We start from the raw sequence: 26,476 nt of genomic DNA on the forward strand, positions 1-26,476 counted from the left end.
GAGGTGGCCTCTATTTTTGCTTTAAAAATCAAACGTTTTAATTTTTAAAGCACTCATATTTTCAGGATTAATTTGGATAAATGTCGCATCTTTTTCGCTTGTTGTGCAGATGCTAACTTTTCCTTTTTCACACTTAAACCAATAATCTGAATCGCCTAAGAACGCGCTGAGAAAAGCATAATCTATCTCGTCTACTTCTATTGTATTTCGTGCTTTTAGCTTCTTTTCCTGCTCTTTTTTTGCTTTAAACGCGAAGAAATCAACAACATTATTTTTTGTGGAGTGTGGCTCCGCTGGTTGGTTATCAAGGGCTTTCAATTGAGGAAAGCTGGGTAAGGTTTTTCCTTGCTCTTGGGGCTTTTTATCACTCCTATTGAGGGTTTTACTGATTGGAGTGTAGGGCTGACAATCCTGTTTTTTAGAGGCAAAATCAGGATCAAAGCTGTTGATAATGAAGCGTGAGAACTTTCTTTGGCTGTTAGACGTTATGCAAACTTCTTTCGTGTAATCAATCGCGTTTTTGGATGATAGACTTTTCATCGCGATAGAAAGCTTTTTATTCACATCTTTGGTTATGCCTAAAATATCAGAAATGTATCTCTTCGTTAAAAACGCACTGTTAATGCCTCGCATTGATTGAAAAATGAGAAAAAGAGGTGTTTGATTTTTTCTTTTTACAGCCAAAAAGTCCGTGATTTGAACGAATGTTAAGCTGTATTTTTTTTGGTTGAGATAATCAATGAACTTTTTAGAGAACTCAAAAAACAGCTGCTTATCATCAGGATCAACAGAAAGTATTTTGAAAATATAAATAGGCTCATCATTGACATAAAAAGGCTCTTTGATGAATTTCTCTTCAAACTGAAACAGTTTTTGTTCAATTTCTGAGATAGTGTAGTTTCCTTTTTGCTTTAGATATTTTAAAAGTTTCGAACCTCTACCGTAAGGCTCGAAAGAGCGGCTCATATCGCTACATTTATCGAGTGCATTGGCTTGGTGTGAAATGAGCGTATAGCTGAACAGAAGCGTGTCTATGGTGGTGTCGCAGTAAAGGCTGTTGAGCTGATACTTATTTTTAGTCAGAGAGTGCTGAATGATTTTCTGGCCTTGTTCCTCTGTATTGCGAAAGAAACCGACTTGCAATAGTTCGGTTGGTAGTACAAGCGTTTTACTTGATAAGTATTGATAGTCGTTTAGTGCGTTTTCCATATAGATCTCCTTGTGATTTAACAAGAAAACCTCTGCCAAAACCTCTTTTGTGTTTGTTATTGGGGCACCTTTCTTGTCCTTCCTGTGTTGTATCTTATTTTATTAATACGTCAATGTCCGAAAGACTTTTTTTTAATGGTTTTTCCTTTTTTTTTGTAAAAAACTCATTAAAATCAAAGTGTTAGTTTTTGCTTTTTTACAGGAGTGTTTGTCGATTTGACCTGTTTTAAGGTCTTTTTATTATAAAAAAGTATATCTATTGGTGGAATGTAGTGGAGTAAGGTGGAGGAATGTAATGGACTTTTATAGGAATGTAATGGATTTAGCCCAGTGTTTTATCAGCATCGATTGATATTGCATTAATTATGCATCAGAAAGCATAAAAACCAGATAAACAAAATAAAGTCAACAATTTTTTTAGGAAAAAGCTTGACTTTTTGTAATTAATTGCAGTATATTATAGGCATACCAGTTGACAAGTCATTTAATTGGTGTTTAGAAACTCTGTTTCTGAATATTAAATAATGACTGTCATATACATGGTTAATCTGGATAAATCCTCTCATAGGTTTTTCCCATTTTAGCCACCATTACTATGAACTTTGAACAATGGAGTACGGCTTACTTAGATAAATTGTTTTTTTACACAGAAAAGGTCTCGTATCAGTCTGACTGACAATCGCAAGAGCGTTGGTAATTAGAGTGATATCGATGAACTCGATGTAAATGCAATATCGATGTCCGTCACGTGTCTTTGGCACGAAGTAGATTTTTTTGGCTTGGAAGGCTCGTTTAGAGTGTTCTGGTTGTGTTTATTTTGATAGTGAAATTATCGAAATGAATGTTATGTGTTTTTAACAATATTTAAGTTTGATGTGCTCGTCATTGTGGCGAACTCATTTTTAATTGGTGACTATAAAGAGGAGAAGAATCGTATGTCATTACTGTCTGTCAAAAATCACAATCAACTGCGACTTTTGTTGAACTTCAGCAAAGCTTTTGCGCGTCCAGTTTTTATCTCAAAGCATAACCCCTCTTATTTGATGCGCTTCCCTTAGCGCAGTCTTGTGCTTACTTGTATTTAAAAAACTAGACTAATCAATGTCTTATAGATATACGCCTATATGGTGGGGGTTCTTATGCCCACAAAAAGTTAAACAATAAAAAGGAGAATAAAATGAATGTTAAAAAAAATGTAGAAACGATGACCGAGAATGAGATTATGCAGTTAGCTTCTTATGACCATAGTGCGTTATTTGAACTGGTTAGAAGCTTCTTTTCAAGAGAAAAAGAGGTGGTGGTTACTCGTTCAATTATCGTAGCTCTGTTTGCGCTAAGGCAAACTGACTTTGGTTGCTTGACGTTAAAAGGTCTCAATTTATCAGGTTTGGACTTTAAACAAGTTAATTTTGAAGGCTCACAAATTAAAACTGTAACTTTAATGGTGCCGACCTATCAGGTGCAACATTTGAGTCTGCTCATGTGAAGGGGTGCAACTTTGAGCAAGTAACAATGATTAATACATTTATGTATTCAGGAAAGTTCAGTGAGTGCGATTTTGAGAGTGTAGATATTTTTCAAGCACAAATACTTCCTAAGGATTTTGATACTAAAAATTATAATGTAAATACCTGATTGCACTTCTATTCAAAGTAGAAAAGTTATGTGGCTAAAAAACAAAAACAAAAACAAAAAAAAGGAGAAAAATATGAGAAATGTAATTGCGTTTGACGAATTAATTGATATTGACCACGAGCCAAGCTGCTGTTGGCGATGTAAGGGAAATGATGTAGAACTTGAAAATACAGAGTGTGAGGATGAAAGTATCTGGGCTCACTTTATTTGTAATGATTGCTCAAGTGTCTATCAGGTTGGTTATCAGGCTACACAGATTTATATACCAGAACAATAAAAATACTATAAGGAGAAAAATATGAATGATTTTATTGAAAATATTACCAAGATTGAGCAATGGGCTATAGAAGAAATTAATAGTAATTGGACTATTGAATTTAGCGTTGAACTTAAAGATGATGAGCTACTAGAAAGAGTTGTAAGAGACTTTATGGCAACGCACCCATTAGGCGTGTTTCTAGCAGCACCTAATTACGGACGGTTGCTTGTGATACAGATACTCGATTTTTATGATTTACTTTCAGTCGAAAATATCTACTTTGTTGAAAGTGAGCTGAAAAGAGATCTTGACGATTACACTTGCTATGCTAGCTTTATTGATTGCACGCTACGTCAATTAAAGTTGAAAAGAAGTATCTAAAAGCTCTTAAATCACGAAAGCCCGAAAACGGGCTTGTGTGTTTAAGTATTGACTCAATTTGGATTTAGCCTTGTAATTCATCTGTCTTTCCAAGACCCTTCATCAGAACATCGAACATCAATCCTGCAAAACCTTTCGCTACAGCTTCATTAGAAAGTAGCTTCATCGCCATATCGTTATGAACGCCCATACTTTCAATAACAGCATTGTTGATTGAATTAGGGAACTCACCCAACATTGCTTGCTCCTTGGTGTTGCTGCGAAGCTGATCCATTACCGTATCATTTTCTGAAATCTTTCCAGCTATGGTATTAGCGTAATTGAGCATATCATTTTCAGATAAACCATCTTCAATGAATAAGTCATTCATTCTCTCAATAATTTCGTTAAGTAATTCGGTTTTTGGGTCTTTCGGAACAGCCCCAGCACCTTCTTTTGCTGTTGGCAGGTAAGGTTTAGGCTCTTCACCAATTTTATTGCCTAGTTGTAAGTCCGCTTCACGTTGCTCATGTAACCGATAATGGGTCATTACCACATCAGACAGGTCTACATCATTTTCTTCTATATCTAGGCGTAGCAGTGGATGTAGATGCTTTGCAAAGATGCTCAGCTTCTCAAGCTCAATATCATCAAAATTGACTATCTGGGATGTAAACTCATAGTAGCGATAGAATGAGATTAAATCTTTCTTGAATACCTCCAAAATATCGCGAGCTTCTTTGGCGTGTTTAACGCTGTTCTCTGCAAACTTAACCTTTTTGTCGTTCTTCTCTATTTTCGCTTTAGAAAGCTCAGATTGTGCCGATTTAAGCACCTGAGTGGCTTCTTTATATCGAAGAGTAAATCGTTCAACAGCTGGTTTGCATAAATTAGCCAGTTTAGCTTGGTTGGCTTGTTTGTCATTGTATGCATCAACAAAGGCTTCTACTTCGAACCATTGATAAATCCCAACTTTATTGAGTTTCTTCATCAAGTCATAAACGATGTTAGGGTCGGACACACCGGCCAGTTCTGCTGTTTGAAAGTAGACCTTAAACTCTGCCAAAATCTCTTCAGGGTCATTCACAAAGTCGAGCACAAAAGTCTTGTCTTTGCCCTTAAATGTTCGATTTAGCCTTGATAGTGTCTGAATACATTCCACGCCTTTTAATGGCTTATCGACATACATAGCGACAAGTTTGGGCTGGTCAAACCCTGTCTGAAACTTATTAGCAACCAGCATTACCTGATAGTCCGCAGTATCAAATGCTTTACGCATATCACGACCACGCAGATTCGGGTTCATATTGGTTTCAGTGAAAGGTTGATCAGGTAAGTCTGGGTCATTTACTTCACCAGAAAAGGCCACCATTGCATTGACGTTATCATAGCCTTTTGATTGAACGTATTTCTCAAACGCCAGTTTGTAGCGCACTGCTTCTAAACGGCTACTGGTTACAACCATTGCTTTTGCTTCACCGCCCAATAGATGCTTAATCTTGTCATTGAAGTGTTCAATGATGGTTTCTACTTTTTGGGCAATATTGTAAGGGTGTAAGCGCACCCATTTTGCCATTTTTGAAGCCGCTTTCTTACTGTCTACTTCTTCATCTTTGGCAGGGTTATCGTGAGCCAATTGGTAGGCAACGCGATAGCTGGTGTAATTCTGTAATACATCCAAAATGAAACCTTCCTCAATGGCTTGGCGCATTGAATATACGTGGAAGGGCTCTGGCTTGTTTGTATCGCTTGCTGGCTCATCAAGATTAGGTCTTCGACCAAAAAGCTCTAAGGTCTTGGCTTTCGGTGTAGCGGTAAACGCAAAGTAGCTAAGCTTATTGGAGCCTTTACGAGCTTCCAGCGATAAGCGAAGCATATCTTCACTGTCTAGCTCTTCGTTTCCATCTAATTGCTCGGCCATTAGCACTTCACGTAATTTACGAGCGGTCGTTCCTGTTTGGCTAGAATGTGCTTCATCCGCTATTACTGCAAAGCTTCGGCCTGCAAGAGTGGAGTCTTTACGGATAGCCTCTAAAACGTGAGGGAAGGTTTGAATAGTGACGATAATAATCGATGTGCTTGCTCTTAGCTCTCCTGCCAATTGGTTAGATTTAGAGCCTTGTGCTTCCTCTCGATTAACACGAGCAATCATTCCTTCATTATGGTCAAACTGATAAATAGTGTCTTGGAGCTGACTATCAAGCACTGTTCGGTCAGTGATAACGATGACGGAATCAAAAACTTTATCCCCAGCCTGTTTTTCAAGCTCTGGGTGGTCAGTGTGGTAGTGCTTTGAAGCAAGTTGGTGAGAGAGCCACGCAATCGAGTTTGATTTACCAGAACCAGCACTGTGCTGGATAAGGTATTTATGTCCTGTGCCTTCGCTATCAACGGTATGGAGGAGTTTTGAAACGACCGCCCATTGGTGATAACGAGGGAAAATCATCGTTTCTTTGTTTTTAATAGAACCATCTAGCTGCTCAACATCTTTTACTTCAAGATGGATATATCGGCTTAGTATCAGCAGTAGGTTATCTTTTTGGAAAATCTCATTCCAAAGGTATGATGTGGCATAGCTATCATTACCCTCTGTTGATAAAGCAGGAATGTCATTGCCCTTACCACCTTCCTCTGTGCCTTGATCAAACGGCAAGAAGAACGTCTTTTTACCGTCTAAACGAGTGGTCATTGCTACGTTGTATTGGCTCACGGCAAAATGAACTAATGCGCCACGCTTAAATGTTAATAATGGCTCTGGTTTTTTGGTCTTAGGGTCTTTTGGTTGCCTGTCCTTCATGTATTGGACTTTGGCATTATCAATCGACTGTTTAAACTCAGATTTAAGCTCGCAAGTAGCAACAGGGATACCATTGACGAATAAGGTTAAATCTAAACGACCGTCATAGCCATTGGGTGAGTAAACCAGCTCAGGCACAACACGCAGAATATTTTGCTCATATCGTGCTGTTGCCATTGGGTTTAAGTCGTGATCAGGTTTGAAGCTACACATATCAAACTTAGCACCACGATCACTAAGCTTGTTTCTTAAAACCCATAATGTGCCTTCGTTTTTTAGTTCTCTTACTAATAGCTTGAGCAGTGCATCCGTTGTAGCAGTAGGGTTGCGATCAGTTTCAGGGAAATGCTGGGCTAATTTATCCCATTGCTCTGGTTGAGTAGCTTTAACATAAGCCACCGCATCTTCTGGATAAAGGGCTAACTCTTTGTTGTAATTGCTCGACTTACCCAACATCCAGCCGTGAGACAGCATTTGGTCAAGAATGTCGTTTTGGAACTGTGCTTCTCTGGTGATCGCTTCTTGAGATTTATTGCTCATTTGGCACCCTTAATCCTTTTTACGTTCTAAACTGTTTATAGCCTGAGCTAAATCCTTGTCAATTTGAGTAGGGCTTGCATCAATAACGCGGCGGAACTTATCGTATTCAACTTTAGCTTTTTGTTTCATTTGTTCTGATGATATTTTTCCTGAATGCGTCAAAATATCAAAATCACTGAGCTTCAAAAAATCGTCAAGCTTCGTTGCCCAATCAATCATTCTCATTAACTTACCTTGTCTTGCTTGTAGCTCTGCAAACTCAAGGTAGGAAGTCACCAAGCGATTCAATGTATCTAATTCTTGCTCTGAAAGGTAGTTTTTGGCTGTGATTACTTCTTTTCTGGTAGGCTCTATGCCTTTATAGCTTGTTAGTCCCATATGAGGCTTATCGCCATCTGCTCGTTTAAAAACCAGCTCAGCCGCGGTATGGCCATGAGCCGCCCAGTGCATTTTATTTTGCACCTTAGCAAAAAACTGCATACTGGTTTGGGCACTGCCATCGTAATCAATACTCGTGGCATAAATATCACATACCTTCTGCCAAAATAGCTTTTCGGATGAGCGTATATCACGTATGCGATTAAGCAATTCATCAAAATACTGACTGTTTTCAGGTTCTTTTAGGCGTTCATCATCCATCACAAAACCTTTGGTTAAATAGGTTTTTAGGGTGTTGGTTGCCCATTGACGAAACTGTGTGCCTTGCTTAGAACGGACACGATAACCCACCGCTAAAATCGCATCCAGATTGTAATGCGCCACGTCTCTAGATACTTGGCGAGAACCTTCTTGGCGAACTATTCGGTAATTCCTAATGGTTGCATTTTGTTCAATTTCACCTTCTTTGTAGATATTGCTGAGGTGTTCGTTAATCGTAGGAACGGTTTTTTGATAAAGTTCTGCAATCTGGTTTTGATTGAGCCACAGGTTATCGGCTTCAAAGCGACATTCAACTTGTGTATGGCCTTCAGCACTTTGAAAGAGGATAAATTGCCCTTGGGGTGGGGTGAGTTCAGTGCTCATTTTTGATCCCCTTGTGGTTGCCAATTACGTACATCAATTTTACCTGTCACTGCTGCAGAGATAAGAGCAGCTTTACGTTTATTAATTATTTCAATTGCTTTACCAGCGAGTTTGATTAAGTTGTCTATGTTAGTGGTTCTTTGATCGAGGAAATTAACAATATTTTTTGCTTCTGAATCGGAAGGTGTTGGTATTGGGAAACTATTAATATTTTCTTGAGTCATTGTTGGCATACCGCTACCAGTATTGCTAACTTTAATAATTGCCTTGATCAAGTCACTCGACATAACATACGCTAAATATTTCGCTGATATTTTTGACTTTTTCAATAGTGCCATTTGAGGGTTGATAGTCATAGGCTCAGAGTTGCTCTCAACAATTGCTGACTTCCCATATGTCGACCCCGTTTTAACCAATAAAATATCATTAGGCTCTACAATTATTTCTGGGGATTCATAGTATTTATCCCAACTTAAATAAGCCTTAGAATTTAAATCTAGTTTTCCATTTAAAACATTAGATGGACTTAATACCAATGCACCTTCACCTTCATCAACAATATCATCAGTTGTATAGCCTCTGAACCCGATACGACCAAAAATAGAGGTGACAAATTTTAATCGAGAAGTCCCCCAATGCTCTGGCACTTCACCCAACCATTCCACACCAGAGTTTTTCATTGGTGTATTAGGATTAAGCCCTTTGGTCACTGCGTGAGAAATCACCGCTTGGCGTTTTTCTTTTAACAGCTCAATCAGCTTTTCTTGCTTGGTGATTAAGGTGTCGATCTTGGCGGTTTCGTGATCGAGGAAGCTGGCGATTTTTTGTTGTTCTTCATAGCTACAGTAAGGGAGATGAATAGCACCAAACTGCTCATATGAGATGGACTTCCCATCACGAAGGCTATCTGTAGAAGATTGTAGAGCTGCTATGAACGGCTCACATTTCAACAAATACTTATAGAATGCACTGTGCATATGAAGTGAGGCTTCTAGCACTGTATATGCTGGAGAAACACACCCTTCATAAGCACTATGTTCGATACCACCTTCAAAACTTCTAAGGCTAATCACAAAGTTGTCTTTTTCAACGTGTCTAAATGAGTCTGTTCCTTTTAATGCCAGCATCACTTTAGCACTATTCAATTTCATCATAAGAGATTGAGGAACAACACCATATTTCTGGCTTGCGGCTAGCTGCTCATCAGTATCTTTTGCTGCAACCCTAACAGATGAGAAGATACGTTTTGCTCTCCAAATATTCCATTGGGAAGGTATATCTCCCAACCATTTATGGCCAGAGTTCTTGTATTCTGGATATGCTTTATAATGACCTGTCATTACGAATGCACCTCTTGAAGTAGCTGCATAATCTCAGCCGATACCGCATCTAAATCAGCATCAATCGCTTCTAATGCTCTTGGTGGTTCATAAACGTAGAAGTGTCGGTTGAATGGGATTTCATAACCCACCACACCAACTTCACCATCTAGTTCATCGGTCTTTTTGGTATCAATCCACGCATCAGGTACGTGCGGCAGAACTTCACGAGCAAAGTAATCGTCAACGGTTTCAGTTAGAGGCACATTCTCGTTATCACGCAAGTCTGGGTTAGCTTCAATCTTGCCTTTTGTCTCACACACTTCTGCTTCATCATCGTGTTCACCTAGGTGTTTGGTGATTAGTTTCTGCTGGGCTGCGGTGAGCTTGATGCCGTTTGTTTTAGCGATAAAGGTTTTAAGGAACGTATCACGGGATAAGATTTTATCTTCTGTGAATGAACTAAGGGCTACTAAAACGGCTTGCTGAGCGGTTCCATCAAACTTAGTCCACGCTTTATCCGCTTGCAGTGCTTCAAGGCGTAGTGCATCTTTCGGAAATATTGCGAGTTTTAAAGGGCGTTCAACGGTAATTCTGCGATAGCCAAACTCTTTGTAATCAAAGATTTTACTAAACTCGTTTTCTACAAACTGTCCGTATGTTTTAACAATGGTATCAATCGCTTCAGGTGTAAGCTCTTTACGCTTACTGCCCAGTGATTTACGCATTGCTGCATAGAATACATGTTCGTCATTACCTTCAACTTCACCGCCACCACTTCGACCACGGCCGCCTGTTTTAGCGCGCTCTTTTGAAGCGTTGATGAGCTGCACCTTACCTTTACGGTGAGCAGGTTTCTGAGACGATAAAATCCAGATATAAGTGGCTATGCCTGTGTTGTAGAACATATCCGTAGGCAGAGCGACAATGGCTTCTAATAAATCATTTTCAAGAATGTAGCGTCTAATCTCACTTTCACCGCTACCCGCACCACCAGTAAAGAGTGGTGAACCATTCAAGATAATACCAATGCGTGAACCGCCCTCATGTTGTGGGCGCATCTTGCTCACAAGGTGCATTAAGAACAGCAGTGAGCCGTCAGATACTCTTGGTAAACCTGCACCGAAGCGACCTTCAAACCCTTTGTCTGTATGCTCATCGTTAATAGCTTTTTGGATCTTTTTCCAATCTACGCCAAAAGGAGGGTTTGAGAGCATATAGTCAAACTTATTTGAGCGAAGTTGATCATTAGATAAAGTGTTACCCAATTTAATGTTATCGACTTTTTGCCCTTTTATAAGCATATCCGCTTTACAGATAGCGTAGGACTCTGGGTTTAACTCTTGACCAAAAGCAGACAAAGACGCTTTATCATTTAGCTCATAAAGGTATTCCATACCAGAAGACAGGAAACCACCCGTTCCTGCCCACCCGTAACATTGATTACTGGTGACAAGGGCTGTAGGCCATGATTTCTCTGCATTGTAGGCGATTTCCAAATTGTCCATAGATTACCATTCTAGATGGTGACATTTTTATATTTTTGTCACCACGCAATACGGTCGTGATTGCGTGATAACAGCCTTAAAATTAGCTCTGCTTTGTTCTTTTACTCAACGTTCCCACCTACACCTTTAAACTTCTCTACAAACATCGCGATTTTTTGGAAAACACTTTGCTTCTTAGTTTTGTATTGAGGGTTCAGCGGGCTCATTTTGGGAAGAGCTTCATTTAGCGCCGTTCCATTTTCACTGGCATACTCTCGTTTCAAGGATGCTGAGATATAACGCTTAGCCGCATCTTCATTGAGACCTTCGGATTCAATCAACTCCTTAGCCTCTCTTCGCTGCTCTGCCTGGGCAAAGGTAAAGAAGGCATCAATAATGCTAGCCTTATCGCCAATATCATCGAGGTTGGTTTGGTTAATAAAGTCTACGATCAAGCTCTCTTTGGCGCGGTTACCAAGGCTTGCTCGAATCAGGCGACGGACTTCATCAATAAGCTCTGCCTTACTCTTATTCTTCTTGTTGTGCTCAAAAATCAGTTCCAAAATATAATCAAGGTTGATCTCTTGGGACTTCAACAAATCTACCTCAAAGACCACATCATCCCAGTCGATGGTGGACTTTTCTTTCTCGTCTGCTGATTTTTGTCGGCGCTGCCAATCGCGCACATCGTTGTACGTCGAGCGGTAGTCTTGAATCTTACGCTCGGCAGGAAGGCGTATGGCCTGCAACTCAGCCAGCTTTTCATCATCCAGGTAATGCTCGGTTTTAAACGCTTCAACGGCTTCTTCGTCGCTCATGTCTACGTCTTGAAGGGCTTTCAAAGTGGCAAACTCATCATAGTTTTGCAGCACGTTTTCTACACGCAAGTACTCACCAAACAGTTTGGCAAAGTCTTTCTTGTCGGACTCTTTTTCTATAGCTGAGGGATCAGGGAAGCGCTGTTCTAACTCGCTTACTACGTCCATAAAACCCCGCCGTGCTTCACCTGTCACCACATCGGTAAAGCCTTCCATGTATTCCTTGTAGCTTTTTTCTAGCACGACATTCTTGGTGTTCTTGTCACCAAACAGGGTAATGGCATCTACCGTGGCCCGTTCTAGATCGCGGAAGGTGACAATATTGCCGAACGTTTTGGTAGCGTCGTAAATGCGGTTAGTGCGCGAAAAGGCCTGCATCAATCCGTGATAACGCAGGTTCTTATCCACAAACAAGGTATTGAGTGTCGGGGCATCGAACCCCGTTAAGAACATGCCGACTACAATCAACAGGTCGATCTCTTTAGATTTAACCCGTTTCGCCAAATCACGATAGTAATTCTGGAAGCCATTGCTATCGACACTGAAGTTGGTTTTAAAGAAGGCGTTGTAATCATCTATCGCTGCATTTAAAAACTCTTTAGCGCTACTATTCATCGCCGAGACATCAAAGCTCTCATCCAAAATCTCGCCCACTGCATCCTGCTCTTCATTGGCAGCAAAGGAAAAGATGGTAGCGATTCTTAATGGCTTTTCCTTGTTCTTATATGAAGGGTCTGCCTGCAATTTGTTGAGGGATTCATAATACAACTTAGCTGCATCCACACTGCTTACGGCAAACATGGCATTGAAGCCCTTAGCAGTCGACTGTAATCGGTGTGTCTTCTGGCGGAAGTTTTTCAGTACATACTGGGAGATTTCGCGAATACGCTCTGGGTGCAATAAGGCCTGTTTGTTTTCAAGAGCACTTAGTTTCTTCTCATCTTGCTCTGTTTCAATAGCCTTAAACTGTGCTCGCACATCGTTATAGTCCACCTTGAACTTGAGCACTTTCTCGTCGCGTATCGCATCGGTGATGACATAAGAATGCAGCTCACGACCAAACACGCTAGCCGTGGTTTCTGCACCTAATGCGTTTTGCGGGAAGATAGGCGTACCGGTAAAGCCAAACTGATAGAATCGTTTGAATTTCTTGTTCAGGTTTTTCTGTGCTTCACCAAACTGGCTGCGGTGGCACTCATCAAAAATGAACACTACCTGCTTGTTGTAGATAGCTAGGTCGCCCTCGCTCTTCATCAGGTTGTTGAGCTTCTGAATGGTGGTCACGACGATCTTGTTATCATCTTTATCCAAATTGCGCTTTAAACCAGCGGTACTGTCTGAGCCATTCACACTGTCAGGCGAAAAGCGCTGATATTCTTTCATGGTCTGATAGTCGAGGTCTTTCCTGTCGACCACAAAAAACACCTTGTCGACAAACGCCAGCTCTGTGGCCAAACGTGCGGCTTTAAAGCTGGTTAAGGTTTTACCAGAGCCTGTGGTATGCCAGATAAAACCACCACTTTCTGGTTTGCTCCAATTTTTCGCTTCAAAGGAACTTTTCACCTTCCACAATATGCGCTCGGTAGCGGCTATTTGGTAAGGGCGCATGACCAGTAAAGTATCGCTGACATCAAACACCGAGTAATGCAGCAACACGTTAAGCAAGGTATTTTTTTGGAAGAAGGTTGCGGTAAAGTCTTTAAGGTCTTTAATCAGGCTGTTATCAGCTTTAGCCCAGTTCATGGTGAAGTCGAAGCTGTTTTTATTGCGCTGGGTGGTATTGGCAAAATAACGGCTGTCGGTGCCATTCGAAATCACAAACAACTGCAAGTACTTATACAGCGAATGCTCACTGTTAAAACTCTCTTTACTGTAGCGGTGTACCTGGTTAAAGGCCTCACGAATAGCGACACCGCGCTTTTTCAGCTCAATTTGTACCAACGGTAAACCATTGACCAGAATGGTCACATCATACCGGTTGGCGTGGCTGCCAGTTTGCTCGAACTGCTTGATCACCTGCACCTTGTTACGAGCAATGTTCTTTTTATCCACCAGGTAGATGTTTTTGATGCGGCCATCATCAAACACAAAGTCGTGAATATAGTCATCGTGAATCTTACGGGTTTTATCCAGGATGGTGTCGCTGGGCTTATCCAGATAAGTTTCCACAAAACGCTGCCATTCGCCCTCTAAAAACTCTACATTATTGAGAGTTTGTAGTTGCTGGCGCACATTGGCCAGCATAGCCTCAGGATTATTTAAGCCGGGTAAAAACTCATAGCCTTGGTTTTGCAGATCCTGAATCAACTCACGCTCTAAGGCATCTTCACTCTGGTAGCTTTCGGCCACTTTCCAATCTTTTTTGTATTTATCCAGAACAATAAAGTTGTTCGATTCGGCGATGGTTTTATAGTCAGTCATCCTGTGAGCCCTTATTTTTTAACAGCTTTTTCATTTCCCGATCAAAATCGGATTCGATACCTTGCTGCTTATTAAACTTATCGTATTCCGTATGGGCTTTCTGCTCAGCCAGCTGCGCGAAACACTTCCGTAGCCTTCCAGAATCTGATACTCATTGAACGCAAGAAACTTGTTCACACTCTCGGCAAAGCCTTCCATGGTAAAGGTATTGCGACGTTCAATAATGCCCTCTATGTAATCAAAGAAGGCCGACACCGCGCGTTCCAACTTTTTGATGTCGTCTTCGTTTAAGTAATTTTTAGCCACCGTGGCATCCGATTTTAACACCCGCCCGTCTGGTGCATTTTTATAGGTGCTCATGCCCATCAGGGCTTGGCTGGCATCGGCCTTTAGCGAAATAATCTCGGCGGCGGTATGGCCGGTAATGGCAAAGTGAAACTTGTCTTGCACATGGGCGTAAAACTGCTGGGTGGTTTTGGACTTAGGGTCGTAGTCGATACTGCACTCGGCAAAAATATCGGTGATCTGCTGATAGATGCGCCGCTCGCTGGCGCGTATGGAGCGCACCCGCTCCAACAGTTCACGAAAGTAGTCTTTACCAAAAAAACGGCCATTTTTCAGGCGTTCATCATCCATGGTAAAGCCCTTGATGATGTATTCTTTGATGAGTGCAGTCGCCCAGATGCGGAATTGGGTGGCCTGAGCGGAATTGACCCGATAGCCCACCGAAATCACCGCATCCAGATTGTAGTACTGGGTTTGGTATTTCTTACCGTCTTCGGCAGTTGTTTCCAAAATGAAAAGAACTGACTCCTGCTGTAACTCACCACTTTCAAAGATGTTTTTCAGATGCTTGGAAATGGCCGGCACGCCCACGCCAAACAGCTCGGCCATACGCTTCTGGGTAAGCCATAGGGTTTCGCCACTGAGCAGAACCTCTACTCTTACCGCGCCATTAGGGGTGGTGTAGAGTAAAAATTCAGTGGTTTGGTCTTTCAGGCTCAGCTGTTTGGTCATAGGGTTCCTTCCTTATGAATGAATGTCTGGGGACAGTATGCTCCTGTGAGCTTAAGCGGAGACATCAGGCCGCCGCCTCTGTATCAGGCTTAGGGAAGCTTAATAGTAAATCGCGGTAATACTCGTATTGCTTTTGGCGTAGTTCGATTTCTCGGGGTAGACCTTCGGTGATCGAATTGATGAGCGCGTCGAATTTGTCGAGGATGGCGACTATACGGGCTTGCTCAGCAAGCGATTTTTCAGGATCGTTTGGATACGGTATTGGAATAGATGTTTTTTTAATATTGTCATTATACAACCGCTTAATCACTCCACCGTCTGAAACATTCCAGTTTGCTATTTGATAAAAATAAAATAGAAATTTGTTCAGCACCTTACTTTCATCATTCTCAAGCCAAACAATGTTGCTATCTTGAAAATATGCATCTTCGCCATCAAAAATTACAGCTCTACCTATTGTGCCGCTAGCGGAAATAAGTACTTCGCCAACGTTAGGGTAGTTATATTTATCCCTGTACTCCTCGAAAATTTCGCGTGAAATATACGAGTTAGGTTCTTTGCCAAATGTTCCAATTTTAAAAAATGGGATGTCACCCGCGTCTAAAGTCTGATTTTTCATAATACGCTTACACATGCGAACTTCGCCAATCCAGCCTAAAGTCTTCCACTCCACATCCCCTTCTTCAAAACTCAACAACTGGTCACGATAGTAGTTGTATTGTTTTTTACGGGCATTAAGCTCGGTGGTCAGCTCGGTGGTCAGCTCGGTGAAGGTGTCCAGTATACGGACGATTTCGGCTTGGATTTCCAGTGATTTTTTGGGGTTGTCTGGGCAAGGGATGGGAATTTGGAAATTTTCGAGCATTGGCATGGTTATGTAAGGAACAGAACCTTTTCTCGAATTTTGAGTAATATATGCTTTCAAAGTATGTTTCAAATAGTGAAATAAATACATCACCTGAACGCATTCTTGAAAGTCACCAACGATATAAGTTCTCTGGTAGGCGTTAAACTTACCCTTGTAGTAATTTAAGTGGCCAACTTGACTTCCATTCCCTGATATTAAAATAGCCTCCAAATCAAAGGCATGTGTATTTATCTTATAAGGTGCTTCCTTGCACGTAAAAAATGGATAGATGCCATCATCTTCCATAGCATTAGCGTTTAATTTACCCGTTGTAATCAAACCGCACAGAGATTTCAGTGGTAGCCATTTTGTGACTGCTCCACCCAGCAGTTTCTCCATAAAACTCAATTGGCTCATCCCTCAATCTCCGCAACGATCCCATCGATATCTAAGCGCAGTTGATCGATCTTGGTGACAGTAATCTTCAGCTCAGCATTCAATTCTGCAATATTGGTTACCTCGCGGGTATCTTTAGCCTCTACATAACTGCTCACCGACAGGTTGTAGTCGTTAGCAACTTCATCATAAGGCACAGACCTAGCAAAGTGGTCCACATTTGCTTTGCTATCAAATACGTCCATGATCGCTTTGACGTGTTCATCGGTGAGGGTGTTGTTATTGGTTTCTTTCTTAAACAGCCCGCTTGCATCAATAAACTGGGTATTGGTGTCGGTTTTATGTTTGGAGAGCACTAGAATCGTTACGGCGATAGTGGTACCAAAAAACAAATTGGGCGCGAGTGAAATGACCGTTTCGACGTAGTTGTTGTCTACCAAATACTTACGGATTTTTTGCTCAGCGCCGCCCCGGTAAAAAATACCGGGGAAGCAAACAATCGCTGCACGGCCTTTGCTCGATAGGTAACTCAGTGCATGTAGCACAAAGGCAAAGTCGGCTTTGGATTTGGGTGCGAGCACGCCTGCGGGCGCAAAGCGTTCATCGTTAATGAGCGTTGGGTCGTCACTGCCTATCCACTTCACCGAATAAGGCGGATTAGAAACGATGGCATCAAAGGGTTTATCGTCACCAAAGTGCGGGTCAGTCAGGGTATTGCCCAACTGCACATTGAATTTGTCATAGTTGATGTTATGCAAAAACATATTCATACGGGCTAGGTTGTATGTGGTGTGGTTTATCTCCTGCCCGAAAAAGCCTTCTTCAATAATGTGGGCGTCGAAATGCTTTTTGGCTTGCAGCAGCAGCGAACCGGAACCGGCAGCTGGGTCGTAAATTTTATTGACGCTGGTTTGCTTGTGCATGGCCAACTGGGCAATCAGCTTTGATACGTGCTGCGGGGTAAAGAATTCACCGCCGGATTTACCGGCATTGGCGGCATAGTTGGAGATAAGAAATTCGTAAGCATCGCCGAATAAGTCGATTTGGGCAGCATCACTCTTTTCATAAAAATCATGACCAAAATCCAGGCCTGCCACGCCCTTTAAAACAGCGGCTAAGCGCAAGTTCTTATCTTTAACGGTATTACCGAGGCGGTTACTGGTGGTATCGAAATCGGCAAACAGGCCTTTGATGTCGCCCTCAGAAGGATAGCCACTGGCCGAGGCTTCGATAGCGGCAAAGGTGGCGGCTAAATCGGTGTTCAGACTTTCGTTGTTGTTGGCGTTTTTAGCCACAGTGGCAAACAGCTGGCTGGGGTAAATGAAGTAGCCCTTGGTTTTAATGGCATCGTCTTTGATGTCTGGCGTGATCACCTCATCGCCGAGCGCGGCGTAATGAATACTGTCGTCACCGGCTTCAATATAGAGGGCAAAGTTTTCGCTGATAAAGCGGTAAAACAAGGTGCCGAGGACATATTGTTTAAAGTCCCAACCATCTACTGAGCCACGTACATCGTTGGCGATGGCCCAGATCTGGCGTTGAAGGGCAGCACGTTGTTGTGAGCTTGTCATGTAGTCTTCCTGTTTATAATTGTTGGTTCGTTATCTTTAAAAGATTGTTCATTGCTATGCCAGTTCGAGCAGGTCACCTACCTGGCACTCAAACAGCAGGCATAGTTTCTCAATGGATTCTAGGTCCACTTTCTGGGCCGTTTCTTTGTAGAGCAGCGTGATAGTAGCGCGACTAAGCCCCGTCTCTCTGGCAACGTCAGCAATACGCATCTTGTGTTCGCCCATCATACGGGCGAGATGGCAGCGGATCATGGCTGTGCCTCTAGCAATTTGTTATTAGAATTAACACCGTAGCATACCAGCAATTATAGATTTGAGTAGCATTTTGTGAGTTCAACTTAAATTATTTCGATCAGAGAGATGCGTTACTTTACTGCTTGGTAATTGGGCACGAAGCCGTTGGTTTTCTAAGGTAAGCTCCAGAATGCATGTCTGAGCATCTAGCAATTGGCTTAGCGCCTTATCGCGCTGTTCTTCCAGAGACTTGTATTTCTCTTTTAGATCCCGGTTTCTCGATCTTTGAGCAAGCATCATTTGCCTAGACGATTTATGCGTTTGCTCATCTTTGTGGGTCTCGATCCAATCTTGAATCTCTGACACCAACTCAGGAAATCGTGCTCTACGAAGCGCAGAAGGGTCTACGCCAGCTTCTTTAGCAACATTGTTCTGGCTCAGTGGTGTGCCTTTTGGGACTATGTCTGGCTTTCCAAGTTTGAGACGCTCAAAGGCATCTCGAAACTTTAATTCAGCTTTACTGATTTTCTTTGGTTCAAGTGTTTTCGATGACATTGATTGCTCGCTCCGCTGATTCTAATTGTGCTTGTAATGATTCATGCATGGGTGAGCCTTCTTCGGCTTCAATAATTTGAATAGAAACCACTTCTCTAAGCTGATTTATCATCGGTAGTTTGTCTTTATCCAATAATGCAGATTTGCATGGCTTTTCTTCGCCGAACCCCATACAGGCGCTTATATTGCTGATACCACCTAATGGGCAGGGAGGCCCTGAGTTTGCGCAACCACCTAGAAATGTTTGTCGGTAACTAATATTGCCTGCCTTCGCTGCTTTGATTAGCTGCTTATGATCTTTTTCAGTTATCTCGTGAAGAATCTGATCCTTCCGTTTCTCACCATGAGGAGATACATATTGATCAGATTGTAAGGACTTAAATTCGCGTACCATTGCCTGGTACATTTGACGCAGATAATAACCACGGGTTTCATCGTTCAGTGGTTCTTTTAGGCGATAATAGTTTTTGCCATAGTATTGGCTCATGGCGCGACTAGCATGCTTAAGTTGGTACTGAAGTGAAGCTTCGCTCACCAATCCACTAGCAAGCATATTTACCGCACCGGTGCGTCTCAGTTGATGCCAGGCTAATGGCCACACTTTACCTACAGCAAACTTTTCAGGATCAAGCCCGTCAGTCAACCGGTTAGCCATCTCTAGATCTGCTTCTGTAATAGTCAGTTCTTTAGCATCGAAAAGTTTTGGCCAGATGTTCCAAATATCGCCATAGGATCGCGCCTTTTTGTATTTCTTGATAGGTTGCTTTAGCGGAGCCCGTGGGCTCCATGGCTCATGAGGTAGAGACTGCAAGACTGGATTTTCTATATCTTCCTTGGCTAATTTGATAAATGGGTTTTCTATAGCAGCTTTCATTCGCATACTTGCAACAGCTGTCATCGCTTTAACTGCAATATCTACAGTTGGTGAAACAATCCAACGAGCGTCGCCATCTTCAATGGTTTTAGTCGTAATACCTTTTAAAAGATGGATATCATTACCCAAAGGATCGGACTCTAGCTCATAACAGTCGGCTCTTAGTTTTCCAGCTTCTTCTACACGCATCAAAGAGAAGTTCAGAATATACGCAAGGCCAGCTTGGCAAACTAAACTCAAATAGCTTGAAAGAGTCACTGGCGCCATCTTATTCTCAGTGTTGCACCACTTTTCTAGAAGCCCCTCAATTTTATAATTCCTAATCGTGTCGCGAAACTTTCCATAAAACACTTTACCTGATTTCTGCAAGCCGATAGATCGCCTGCCGTTAAATGGGGCGTTGATTCCAATCCCTCCAAAAGCCATCGAAAGACTGCCTCCGGAATTTTTTGCATAGGCATCCAAACAAAAATTGTAACAAGCTTCGATGTCATCTTTATGGGCCATAAAGTCATCCAGACATTCTCGCAATCGGGTGATCTGATAATTCCAAATACGAACAGGGATATAAGCGGTTTGTATTGTCTCAATATTTGGTAAAGCTTCGCTAAGAATTTTTATCCCTTTTTCATTGAGTAAGGTAAACCCTAATTGTTCCTCGGCATAACTCAACATATTTAGGTACGAGATAAGCCGATTGCCCCTAGCAGAGTAATAGTTAGCAACGTCTTTGATTACTCTGGGGAACTTATATAACTCGGATGCAACTATGCCGTTATCTGTGCACGCTACAAATAGCGGCTTGATAGACTCAAACTTATGAACTAAATAACGGGCCGAGCGCACAGCACCCGCGCCCCAAAGCCACCAAGCAACTATTTGACGCAACAAAGAGGCATTCTCTGGACTTATTTTTTTTCCTTGCCCTGGCCCATCGCCGAAATGAATGGTTAGAGTGTGGCCTGCCCATGGAGATAGATCCCAACGAACATCGCCATAACGCGAAACCACATTTCCTTTAGCATCAGCAATCACTGGAAAATCGATCGGAGGCGGCCAACTAGATGGCCTGAAATTTTCCGCGCCAGTCGTAATTATCGGTGACTCAATTTGTAATCCTGGAAGCTCAGCAACATTCATACAATCATCTCCAACAATTTGATATGCCCGTCCCAATAAGGGTGATACCTGCCCGAGCGAATTGAATCTTTTGCTTCTTTGACCCACATAGCTCTAATTTGACTACCTGAGGCAATCGCTTCGAGTTTTTGAGTGATTCGGTCGATAACGCGATAACCTGGGTGTACTTCTTGTTTATTAGACGGTTTATAGAGAGCCGTCTCCAAACTCTTTATGTGAGAATGAGAAGCGAGTTTCCAACAATATTCAGAACTCATAATATCTCGATGCTTGGTACAGAAAAGACAACCTTCCGGACTAACGCAATCTGGTTTTGGCGCTTCTTTGGGAAGTTCTGCTATCGATTCAGGTTTATGGCCTTCGTCAATACAAAGACCGGGGCCAGGCGGTGAAAAAGCAGGATCTGTTGCGTTGTGAAAATTAATAATTTCAGCGGCTGCTGATTGGTGATGCGGCATCTCGTAGTCACGTAGAAGAACACCTTTATCGTGTGCCATTTGTTCAGCCGTGAGATTTAGGTCACGACTACGTCTAAGCAACCAATTTACTCGGGTTTTACGCAGTTGCTTAGGCCCAATGAACGCTAGGTTGATTTTCTTGAATGTCTCTTTGGTAGTAGAAAACTTCACTTTAGCGCCTTTCGCGCGAATCATTCCTCTACTCAAAAGAGGGAATAATCGATTGTCATGATCACTAAACCCCGTTTCATCTAGCCAAACCATATATTTTTCTAGGTGCTCACGATACGATTTGAAACAACGAAAAATGGCTTCACCACTACGGCGACCTTTATAAACACGAAAGACCTCAAGATCTTCACCGTTTGATTTCCATCGATAGCTCTCCTTTTCAAGACTCGCTGCTTGGGTAAGATTCATTCCAGTTTGCGCAATAAATATAAGCAACTCTGCTTCTACTCTTTGGTTAAGTATTCCAGAACGCTTGTGTCTATCGAACAGGCTTTCATCATCCGTCAATGGCGCTCTGGCAATCTGAGCATTGCGCCTCATGGTCATACCTTTAATAGAGTTTGTGTCCATACCTGGGTCTATTAAATTCCCCGCTAACGTCAGCACCATGTCACTGCCGACATCAATCAGTATCGGTAACTTTCCGCGGACTGTTGTTACATCCAAGGCGCCGCATATTTTTGTTAGTACATGACCATACTCGAATGTGTGATTTAGGTTCTGCTTATCGGCTTCGGCTCCTAAAACGCGCTTCTTCTCAGGCGGTTTTCTCATTCTTGTTTGAAGTACTAAGTTTTTACCGGGTTTAGCCCCAGGTAGCTGTAATGCTTTTGCAATTAGATCAGCCATTCTTGATACTTGCCGATAAGCGTAATTGGCGCTGATTTCTTTTTTGACATGAGATCTATGAATTTGGAGCTCAGTCCATCGTTTGAATATATCGATTAGCGTTTCTCGAGAAATATGCTCCGAATTAGCATCTGACCAAGAAAAAAAACGCCAAAGTACTTCCAAGCTTGATTCAACTAGTGCCCGAGATTTTCCGAGGCTAATCATAGAAGAAATAGCTTCATGAAAAGCAATAACTAGTGGGATTCGTTCTTCGATTGGCTTGCCAAATTCACCCTTATCTATCGATAACATCGCCGATTTTCGGGCTACAGTTGCAGCATCTTTGAATAGTAGTATTTTCATATCCCATGGCACTTGATGTGTACCAAGTGGAAAACTAGGAAACGTAAGATCTAGCTCACTCATCAGCAGATCCTCTAGCAAGCCCCATGAATAAGCTAGTAAATGCATCTGCCGCTTCGGACATTGCCTTATTAGCTTCGATGAACTTTATGTATTTCATGGTTGTGCTTTCATCTTTATGAAGACAGGATTCCCTCACATACTGAATGGCATCACCAACCGGCATGAACTTAAGTGCAACCCGCATTAACTCCGTTGCAAAAGTTGCTCGAGTTCTATGAAAATAAAATCCACGCAGCACTTTTATGCCTTCTTTTTTACCAGCTGACCGTAGGCGCGACATTTCCACGTTGACGGCTCGGCTATCATCACCACTATATGAATTTCCATAACGTGTAAGAAAAAGCAGACCTTGATCTTCAGGACTTGCTAATGCTTGCCGCTTTAGTCGTCTTGTACTGATTGAATAATCGAGCAGAAGATCAAGTAACTCTTCAGGAATTGGCACCGCCCCAGAAACACTAAATTTTGTTGCCACTGGCGGCCTTGCTCCGGGTCCAACTGCCAAACGCTTCCAACCAACCTCTGGAACAATCGTGGCATCCATTAATGTTTTTACTTTAAGGTCAGTGATGGAACCTAATCTCAAGCCAGTGAAGAAACCTATCCTAAGCATCAGCGAAAGCTCTTCTGTAGACACGTTATCTACTAAAGCTAGTATTTCTTTCATTGCTGAAATGGACACGGGTAATAAGCCATCTTCCAGTTGGATTGCTCCGGCAACTTTGCGATTAGGTATCGAGAGATCAGTACTAGACACACGCATAGTGTGTTCGAGACCAAATGAATTCGTGAGAGTTATTCCTACAGAGCGCTCTTCCCACATTGGCCATTCCGGTGAAATAAGCCGACGTGAGAGCATCCATTTATAGAAACGGATCACTGCCGCCATTCTCTGTGACGCAGTGCTTGGCGCAAGCTCGCCATTATTTCTTGCTGCTACCAAAGCCCCTCTGAAACGAATAAGGCATCGCTCACTTTCTCTTTCAGGGAAATGCCTCCAAGTCATTGACTCAGCTTCCAACCATTTCGCATACGCAAGAAGGTGAGATATATTAGAACGGACTGTTTTTAAATCACGCTTCGAGGATGTGGCTTGATCCAACGCCCAAAGATTAGCTTCAGCCCAAGTTGAATTATCTTCCCAAACAATTTGTGGAAGATTTTTGATTGGTTTTCTTTTTAAGTCTTTCCACTGAAGCGAGCCATCATTTATCTCTGCTCGTCGTGGTTGATAATGGATAAGCTCAAGACTGGCCATTAGGTTCCTCCTTGAATAGCTCAATACTAGTCAGCAAGGATTTCCATCTGAACAAAGAGCTTTTTAATTTGTCACCATTGAAGCATGTATGGTGTGGGATTAAAAGAAGGTATGTAACGTTTGCCCGCAGTAGGGTCATAAATGGAGCGCACCAGTCCTGCTTGCGTTAAGGCTTCATCGTCGTTAGCAAAAGCCAATGAGGTGGTTAAACGGACGATATCTCTAGGTGTAAAATGCTCACCAGCGGTTTCGTTAGAGCTTTCAGCGAAGCGTCTAATCAATTCTTCAAACACCAACCCCATTCCGTAGTTGCTTATAGTATCTGGGTGAAGGTCTGTAGACGCAAAACGCTTGGCTACCTTGTAAAGAAGGTCGGCTTCTTCAAGCTTGTCGATAGTGTTGATGAAATCAAAGTGTTCGAAGATCTCACGGGCGTTTGGGCTAAAGGATTGAATATAGCTCTCTAGGTTACTTGCCACTCCAGTTTCACCAAGGTGGTTTAAATCCATTTTTGAAGTGTTGTAGAAACTCAATTGAGCTGCGTGCGTCAGTAATTTATCTTGAGCTTCATACGGCATCGATTTTACTGCCTCGTATTTTTCAAGCACGCTTGGCTTTGTTGCCTCAAGCACACACTCTAAACGCCTTAGTAATGTAAAAGGCAGAATGATACGACCGTATTGAGATTGCTTAAAATCACCGCGAAGAAGGTCGGCTACCGACCATAAAAAAGCAGCTGTTGAAGAGAAGTTTGATGTTGTCATAGTAATCGTTCCGTGAATAAATGGTTTGATTATAACGCTAAACGTTTAAGTTATGTGGTTGTCATTTTAGCAGTGCTTATGAAGGTCTTAGTTTACTGTCTATGGCTCTGTTCGGTCTATTTTGTTTCTGCAAGTGTGTATCATTAGCCAGTTGCTCTTGAATGTCTAATAACACCTTATTTTTTTCTTCTGATGAGCTCTCTAAACTACTTCTGCTTCTTTGGGTGGTGTCAGTAGGTTGGTGTATGAAAGTCTGATGGATGCCATAAAATATTAACTCTTCTGGTGTTTTCGTGTCTAAAACTTCTATATTAAACCCATTTTCTAAAGCGAGTGCATAGCCCTGATCTGAGATATTATCTGAGTTGGACGTTAATTTTGTTATTAGTTCCAAATGAACCATTTTTATATCTTTTTCTTTGATTAGCCTGTTTTTTAACGCTGTTTTAAGGTCATCTACCGTAAGGTTGTCTTTGATTTCTTTAAGGTCTATAAGGCTTAGTGCGTGAGGTGTTTCTGGCTTGACGAAGAACAACAGTTTAGGGTCTTTTGTATAAGCGGCTTTCATCATTTTTTTTAAAAACTCAGGACTTGAGTTGGTTAATGTCGCGCTTTGCCAGCCATTTTGCAGGGCAATACCAATTGAAAGAGACAAGTCGTGATGGTTTGGGGTGGATGGTCCGAACCTTATCAGGTCTCTATTTTGTGAGAGTTTGAGGTTATAGTTGTAAGGTCGTGCTTCAACATTTTTTTTACCAAAATAGATTAGAATATCGCCATTTTTATTGTTTTTGTGCTGTTTATAATACTTGTTGATCTGCTCAATCTGAAAGTCCAGCACCTTTCGTTGTGGCTTGTGCTTTGGGTGCAAGGAAGGGGGCTTTTCGAGAGTATGGATAAAACTCGGAAAACGCTTTTTTATTTTGCCCAATGTCATAGAGCTTGAGATTTTACCGCCTGAAATTGTTTCTCCTTGGTAGTGAAAGGCGACCCCTTTATTTGAATCGCCACTAATTAGCTAGACACCTTTTAGTTAGATAAAATGATCTAAGTGAGAGGTATTTATGAGCAAAGTACGTTACCCAGAACAATTCAAAATTGAAGCGGTTAAGCAAGTGACAGAAGCAGGCTTTAGTGTTGCTGAAGTCGCTAATCGCTTAGGCACCACCACCCACAGTTTATACGCTTGGATTAAACGATATGGCCCAGAGGCAGAATCGTTTGCAGAGGCCTCTGCTGAGTCGAGCGAGATTCTTCGTCTTCGAAAAGAACTCAAACGAGTAACGGAAGAGCGCGACCTGTTAAAAAAAGCCGCGGCGTACTTCGCAAGCCACCCAGACTAAGATACGCCTTTATCAGGGATCACAGTGTCGATTTTTCAGTAAGACGACTATGCAATCTCTTCGATGTTCACCCTAGTGGCTATTATGTTTGGCTGAAAGAGCCAAAATCAAAGCTGGCTAAGGAAAATGAGAGGCTAACAGGTCTTGTTAAACAACTGTGGCTGGAGTCGGGTTGTGTCTACGGTTATCGAAAGATCTATCACGACCTGAGATCCTTGAATGAATCTTGTGGTATTAATCGAGTGCATTATCTGATGCGAAGAGCAGGACTCAAGGCTCAAGTGGGTTACCGCAAGCCTAGGGCTCGTACAGGAGAAACACATACGATAGCTAGCAATGTGCTTGAAAGGCAGTTTAATCCAGAAAGCCCGAATACAGCGTGGGTTACTGATATTACGTATATCCGAACTCATGAAGGCTGGCTGTATTTATCCGTCGTACTCGATCTCTATTCGCGTCGAATAATAGGCTGGAGTATGGGCCCGAGAATGGTGAAAGAACTTGTTCTTGATTCACTGATAATGGCGGTATGGAGAAGAAAGCCAAAGCATAGGGTGACGATTCACTCAGACCAAGGCAGTCAGTTCACAAGCTATGATTGGCACAGTTTTTTGGACGATCACAACTTACAAGCCAGTATGAGTCGACGAGGGAACTGCCATGACAATGCTGTTGCTGAAAGCTTTTTCCAGCTTTTAAAGAGAGAACGAGTGAAGCGGAAGATTTACTCGACAAGGAGCGAAGCAAAACAAGACATTTTTAATTATATCGAAATGTTTTATAACCCTGTAAGACGCCACAGTGCCAATGATATGCTGTCACCTGTTGAGTATGAAAAACTGTTCGAAAAGATGATTGAGAAGTGTCTACTGAACTAGTGGC

The 26,476-nt window shown here is 42.1% G+C and carries 20 protein-coding genes; 4 read left to right on the forward strand and 16 right to left on the reverse strand.

The features are described from left to right. Positions 1-21 precede the first annotated feature (21 nt). The gene (locus AABA11_RS02380; protein WP_338265057.1) at positions 22-1,209 is read right to left on the reverse strand and encodes a hypothetical protein; all 1,188 of its coding nucleotides are present in this window, start codon (positions 1,207-1,209) and stop codon (positions 22-24) included. A gap of 1,482 nt (positions 1,210-2,691) precedes the next feature. On the opposite strand from AABA11_RS02380, the gene AABA11_RS16675 reads away from it, so the two are divergent. The 3 genes from AABA11_RS16675 to AABA11_RS02395 all read left to right on the forward strand — a co-directional run bounded on the left by AABA11_RS16675 (position 2,692) and on the right by AABA11_RS02395 (position 3,484). Beyond that, positions 2,692-2,844 carry a hypothetical protein gene (locus AABA11_RS16675; RefSeq protein ID WP_420915687.1) on the forward strand — a complete coding sequence of 51 codons (153 nt, stop codon included), beginning with the start codon at positions 2,692-2,694 and terminating at the stop codon, positions 2,842-2,844. A 73-nt stretch (positions 2,845-2,917) separates the two neighbouring features. After that, positions 2,918-3,121: a hypothetical protein gene (locus AABA11_RS02390; RefSeq protein ID WP_338265060.1), complete on the forward strand. Its 204-nt coding sequence runs from the start codon at positions 2,918-2,920 to the stop codon at positions 3,119-3,121. A gap of 21 nt (positions 3,122-3,142) precedes the next feature. Then, positions 3,143-3,484, forward strand: coding sequence for a hypothetical protein (locus AABA11_RS02395; protein WP_338265062.1), 342 nt, complete (start codon positions 3,143-3,145; stop codon positions 3,482-3,484). A gap of 64 nt (positions 3,485-3,548) precedes the next feature. Here AABA11_RS02395 and AABA11_RS02400 read toward each other — a convergent pair whose 3' ends face one another. The 15 genes from AABA11_RS02400 to AABA11_RS02470 form a co-directional block, all read right to left on the reverse strand. Beyond that, complete coding sequence (locus AABA11_RS02400) at positions 3,549-6,800, reverse strand: type I restriction endonuclease subunit R (protein ID WP_338265064.1); 3,252 nt, start codon at positions 6,798-6,800, stop codon at positions 3,549-3,551. A 9-nt stretch (positions 6,801-6,809) separates the two neighbouring features. Next, positions 6,810-7,823, reverse strand: a complete 1,014-nt coding sequence (locus AABA11_RS02405) for a virulence RhuM family protein (RefSeq protein ID WP_338265066.1) — start codon at positions 7,821-7,823, stop codon at positions 6,810-6,812. Beyond that, positions 7,820-9,163 carry a restriction endonuclease subunit S gene (locus AABA11_RS02410; RefSeq protein ID WP_338265068.1) on the reverse strand — a complete coding sequence of 448 codons (1,344 nt, stop codon included), beginning with the start codon at positions 9,161-9,163 and terminating at the stop codon, positions 7,820-7,822. The genes AABA11_RS02405 and AABA11_RS02410 overlap by 4 nt, the downstream gene beginning before the upstream one ends. Continuing rightward, positions 9,163-10,650, reverse strand: a complete 1,488-nt coding sequence (locus tag AABA11_RS02415) for an HsdM family class I SAM-dependent methyltransferase (RefSeq protein WP_338265069.1) — start codon at positions 10,648-10,650, stop codon at positions 9,163-9,165. The genes AABA11_RS02410 and AABA11_RS02415 overlap by 1 nt, the downstream gene beginning before the upstream one ends. Positions 10,651-10,751: 101 nt before the next feature. Then, on the reverse strand, positions 10,752-13,868 hold the full coding sequence (locus tag AABA11_RS02420) for an HsdR family type I site-specific deoxyribonuclease (protein WP_338264436.1): 3,117 nt from the start codon (positions 13,866-13,868) through the stop codon (positions 10,752-10,754). 30 nt (positions 13,869-13,898) lie between these two features. Then, complete coding sequence (locus AABA11_RS02425) at positions 13,899-14,885, reverse strand: virulence RhuM family protein (RefSeq protein ID WP_338264438.1); 987 nt, start codon at positions 14,883-14,885, stop codon at positions 13,899-13,901. A gap of 64 nt (positions 14,886-14,949) precedes the next feature. Continuing rightward, positions 14,950-16,149: a restriction endonuclease subunit S gene (locus AABA11_RS02430; protein WP_338264440.1), complete on the reverse strand. Its 1,200-nt coding sequence runs from the start codon at positions 16,147-16,149 to the stop codon at positions 14,950-14,952. After that, complete coding sequence (locus tag AABA11_RS02435) at positions 16,146-17,699, reverse strand: type I restriction-modification system subunit M (RefSeq protein WP_338264442.1); 1,554 nt, start codon at positions 17,697-17,699, stop codon at positions 16,146-16,148. Before AABA11_RS02435 ends, AABA11_RS02430 begins: the two co-directional genes overlap by 4 nt. Positions 17,700-17,753: 54 nt before the next feature. Continuing rightward, on the reverse strand, positions 17,754-17,951 hold the full coding sequence (locus AABA11_RS02440) for a helix-turn-helix domain-containing protein (RefSeq protein WP_115469689.1): 198 nt from the start codon (positions 17,949-17,951) through the stop codon (positions 17,754-17,756). 81 nt (positions 17,952-18,032) lie between these two features. After that, on the reverse strand, positions 18,033-18,488 hold the full coding sequence (locus AABA11_RS02445; protein ID WP_338264446.1) for a hypothetical protein: 456 nt from the start codon (positions 18,486-18,488) through the stop codon (positions 18,033-18,035). Continuing rightward, positions 18,469-20,502 carry a hypothetical protein gene (locus AABA11_RS02450; RefSeq protein WP_338264448.1) on the reverse strand — a complete coding sequence of 678 codons (2,034 nt, stop codon included), beginning with the start codon at positions 20,500-20,502 and terminating at the stop codon, positions 18,469-18,471. The genes AABA11_RS02445 and AABA11_RS02450 overlap by 20 nt, the downstream gene beginning before the upstream one ends. Then, a complete protein-coding gene (locus AABA11_RS02455) occupies positions 20,499-22,229 on the reverse strand; it encodes a site-specific integrase (protein WP_338264450.1) in 1,731 nt (576 codons plus the stop codon). Before AABA11_RS02455 ends, AABA11_RS02450 begins: the two co-directional genes overlap by 4 nt. Next, entirely contained in the window at positions 22,222-23,487 is a 1,266-nt protein-coding gene (locus AABA11_RS02460) for a site-specific integrase (protein ID WP_338264451.1), read from the reverse strand. The genes AABA11_RS02455 and AABA11_RS02460 overlap by 8 nt, the downstream gene beginning before the upstream one ends. Before the next feature lie 71 nt (positions 23,488-23,558). Then, on the reverse strand, positions 23,559-24,251 hold the full coding sequence (locus AABA11_RS02465) for a type I restriction-modification system subunit M N-terminal domain-containing protein (RefSeq protein WP_338265071.1): 693 nt from the start codon (positions 24,249-24,251) through the stop codon (positions 23,559-23,561). 76 nt (positions 24,252-24,327) lie between these two features. Continuing rightward, complete coding sequence (locus AABA11_RS02470) at positions 24,328-25,188, reverse strand: hypothetical protein (protein WP_338265073.1); 861 nt, start codon at positions 25,186-25,188, stop codon at positions 24,328-24,330. A 127-nt stretch (positions 25,189-25,315) separates the two neighbouring features. Here AABA11_RS02470 and AABA11_RS02475 point away from each other — a divergent pair. After that, a protein-coding gene (locus tag AABA11_RS02475) for an IS3 family transposase (RefSeq protein WP_374058263.1) occupies positions 25,316-26,472 on the forward strand; the annotation gives its coding sequence in 2 pieces (ribosomal slippage) (positions 25,316-25,561 and positions 25,564-26,472; 1,155 coding nt in all). The last annotated feature ends 4 nt before the right edge of the window (positions 26,473-26,476 follow it).

It is taken from the genome of Marinomonas pontica (genome assembly GCF_036322735.1).
Lineage (GTDB): Bacteria > Pseudomonadota > Gammaproteobacteria > Pseudomonadales > Marinomonadaceae > Marinomonas > Marinomonas pontica.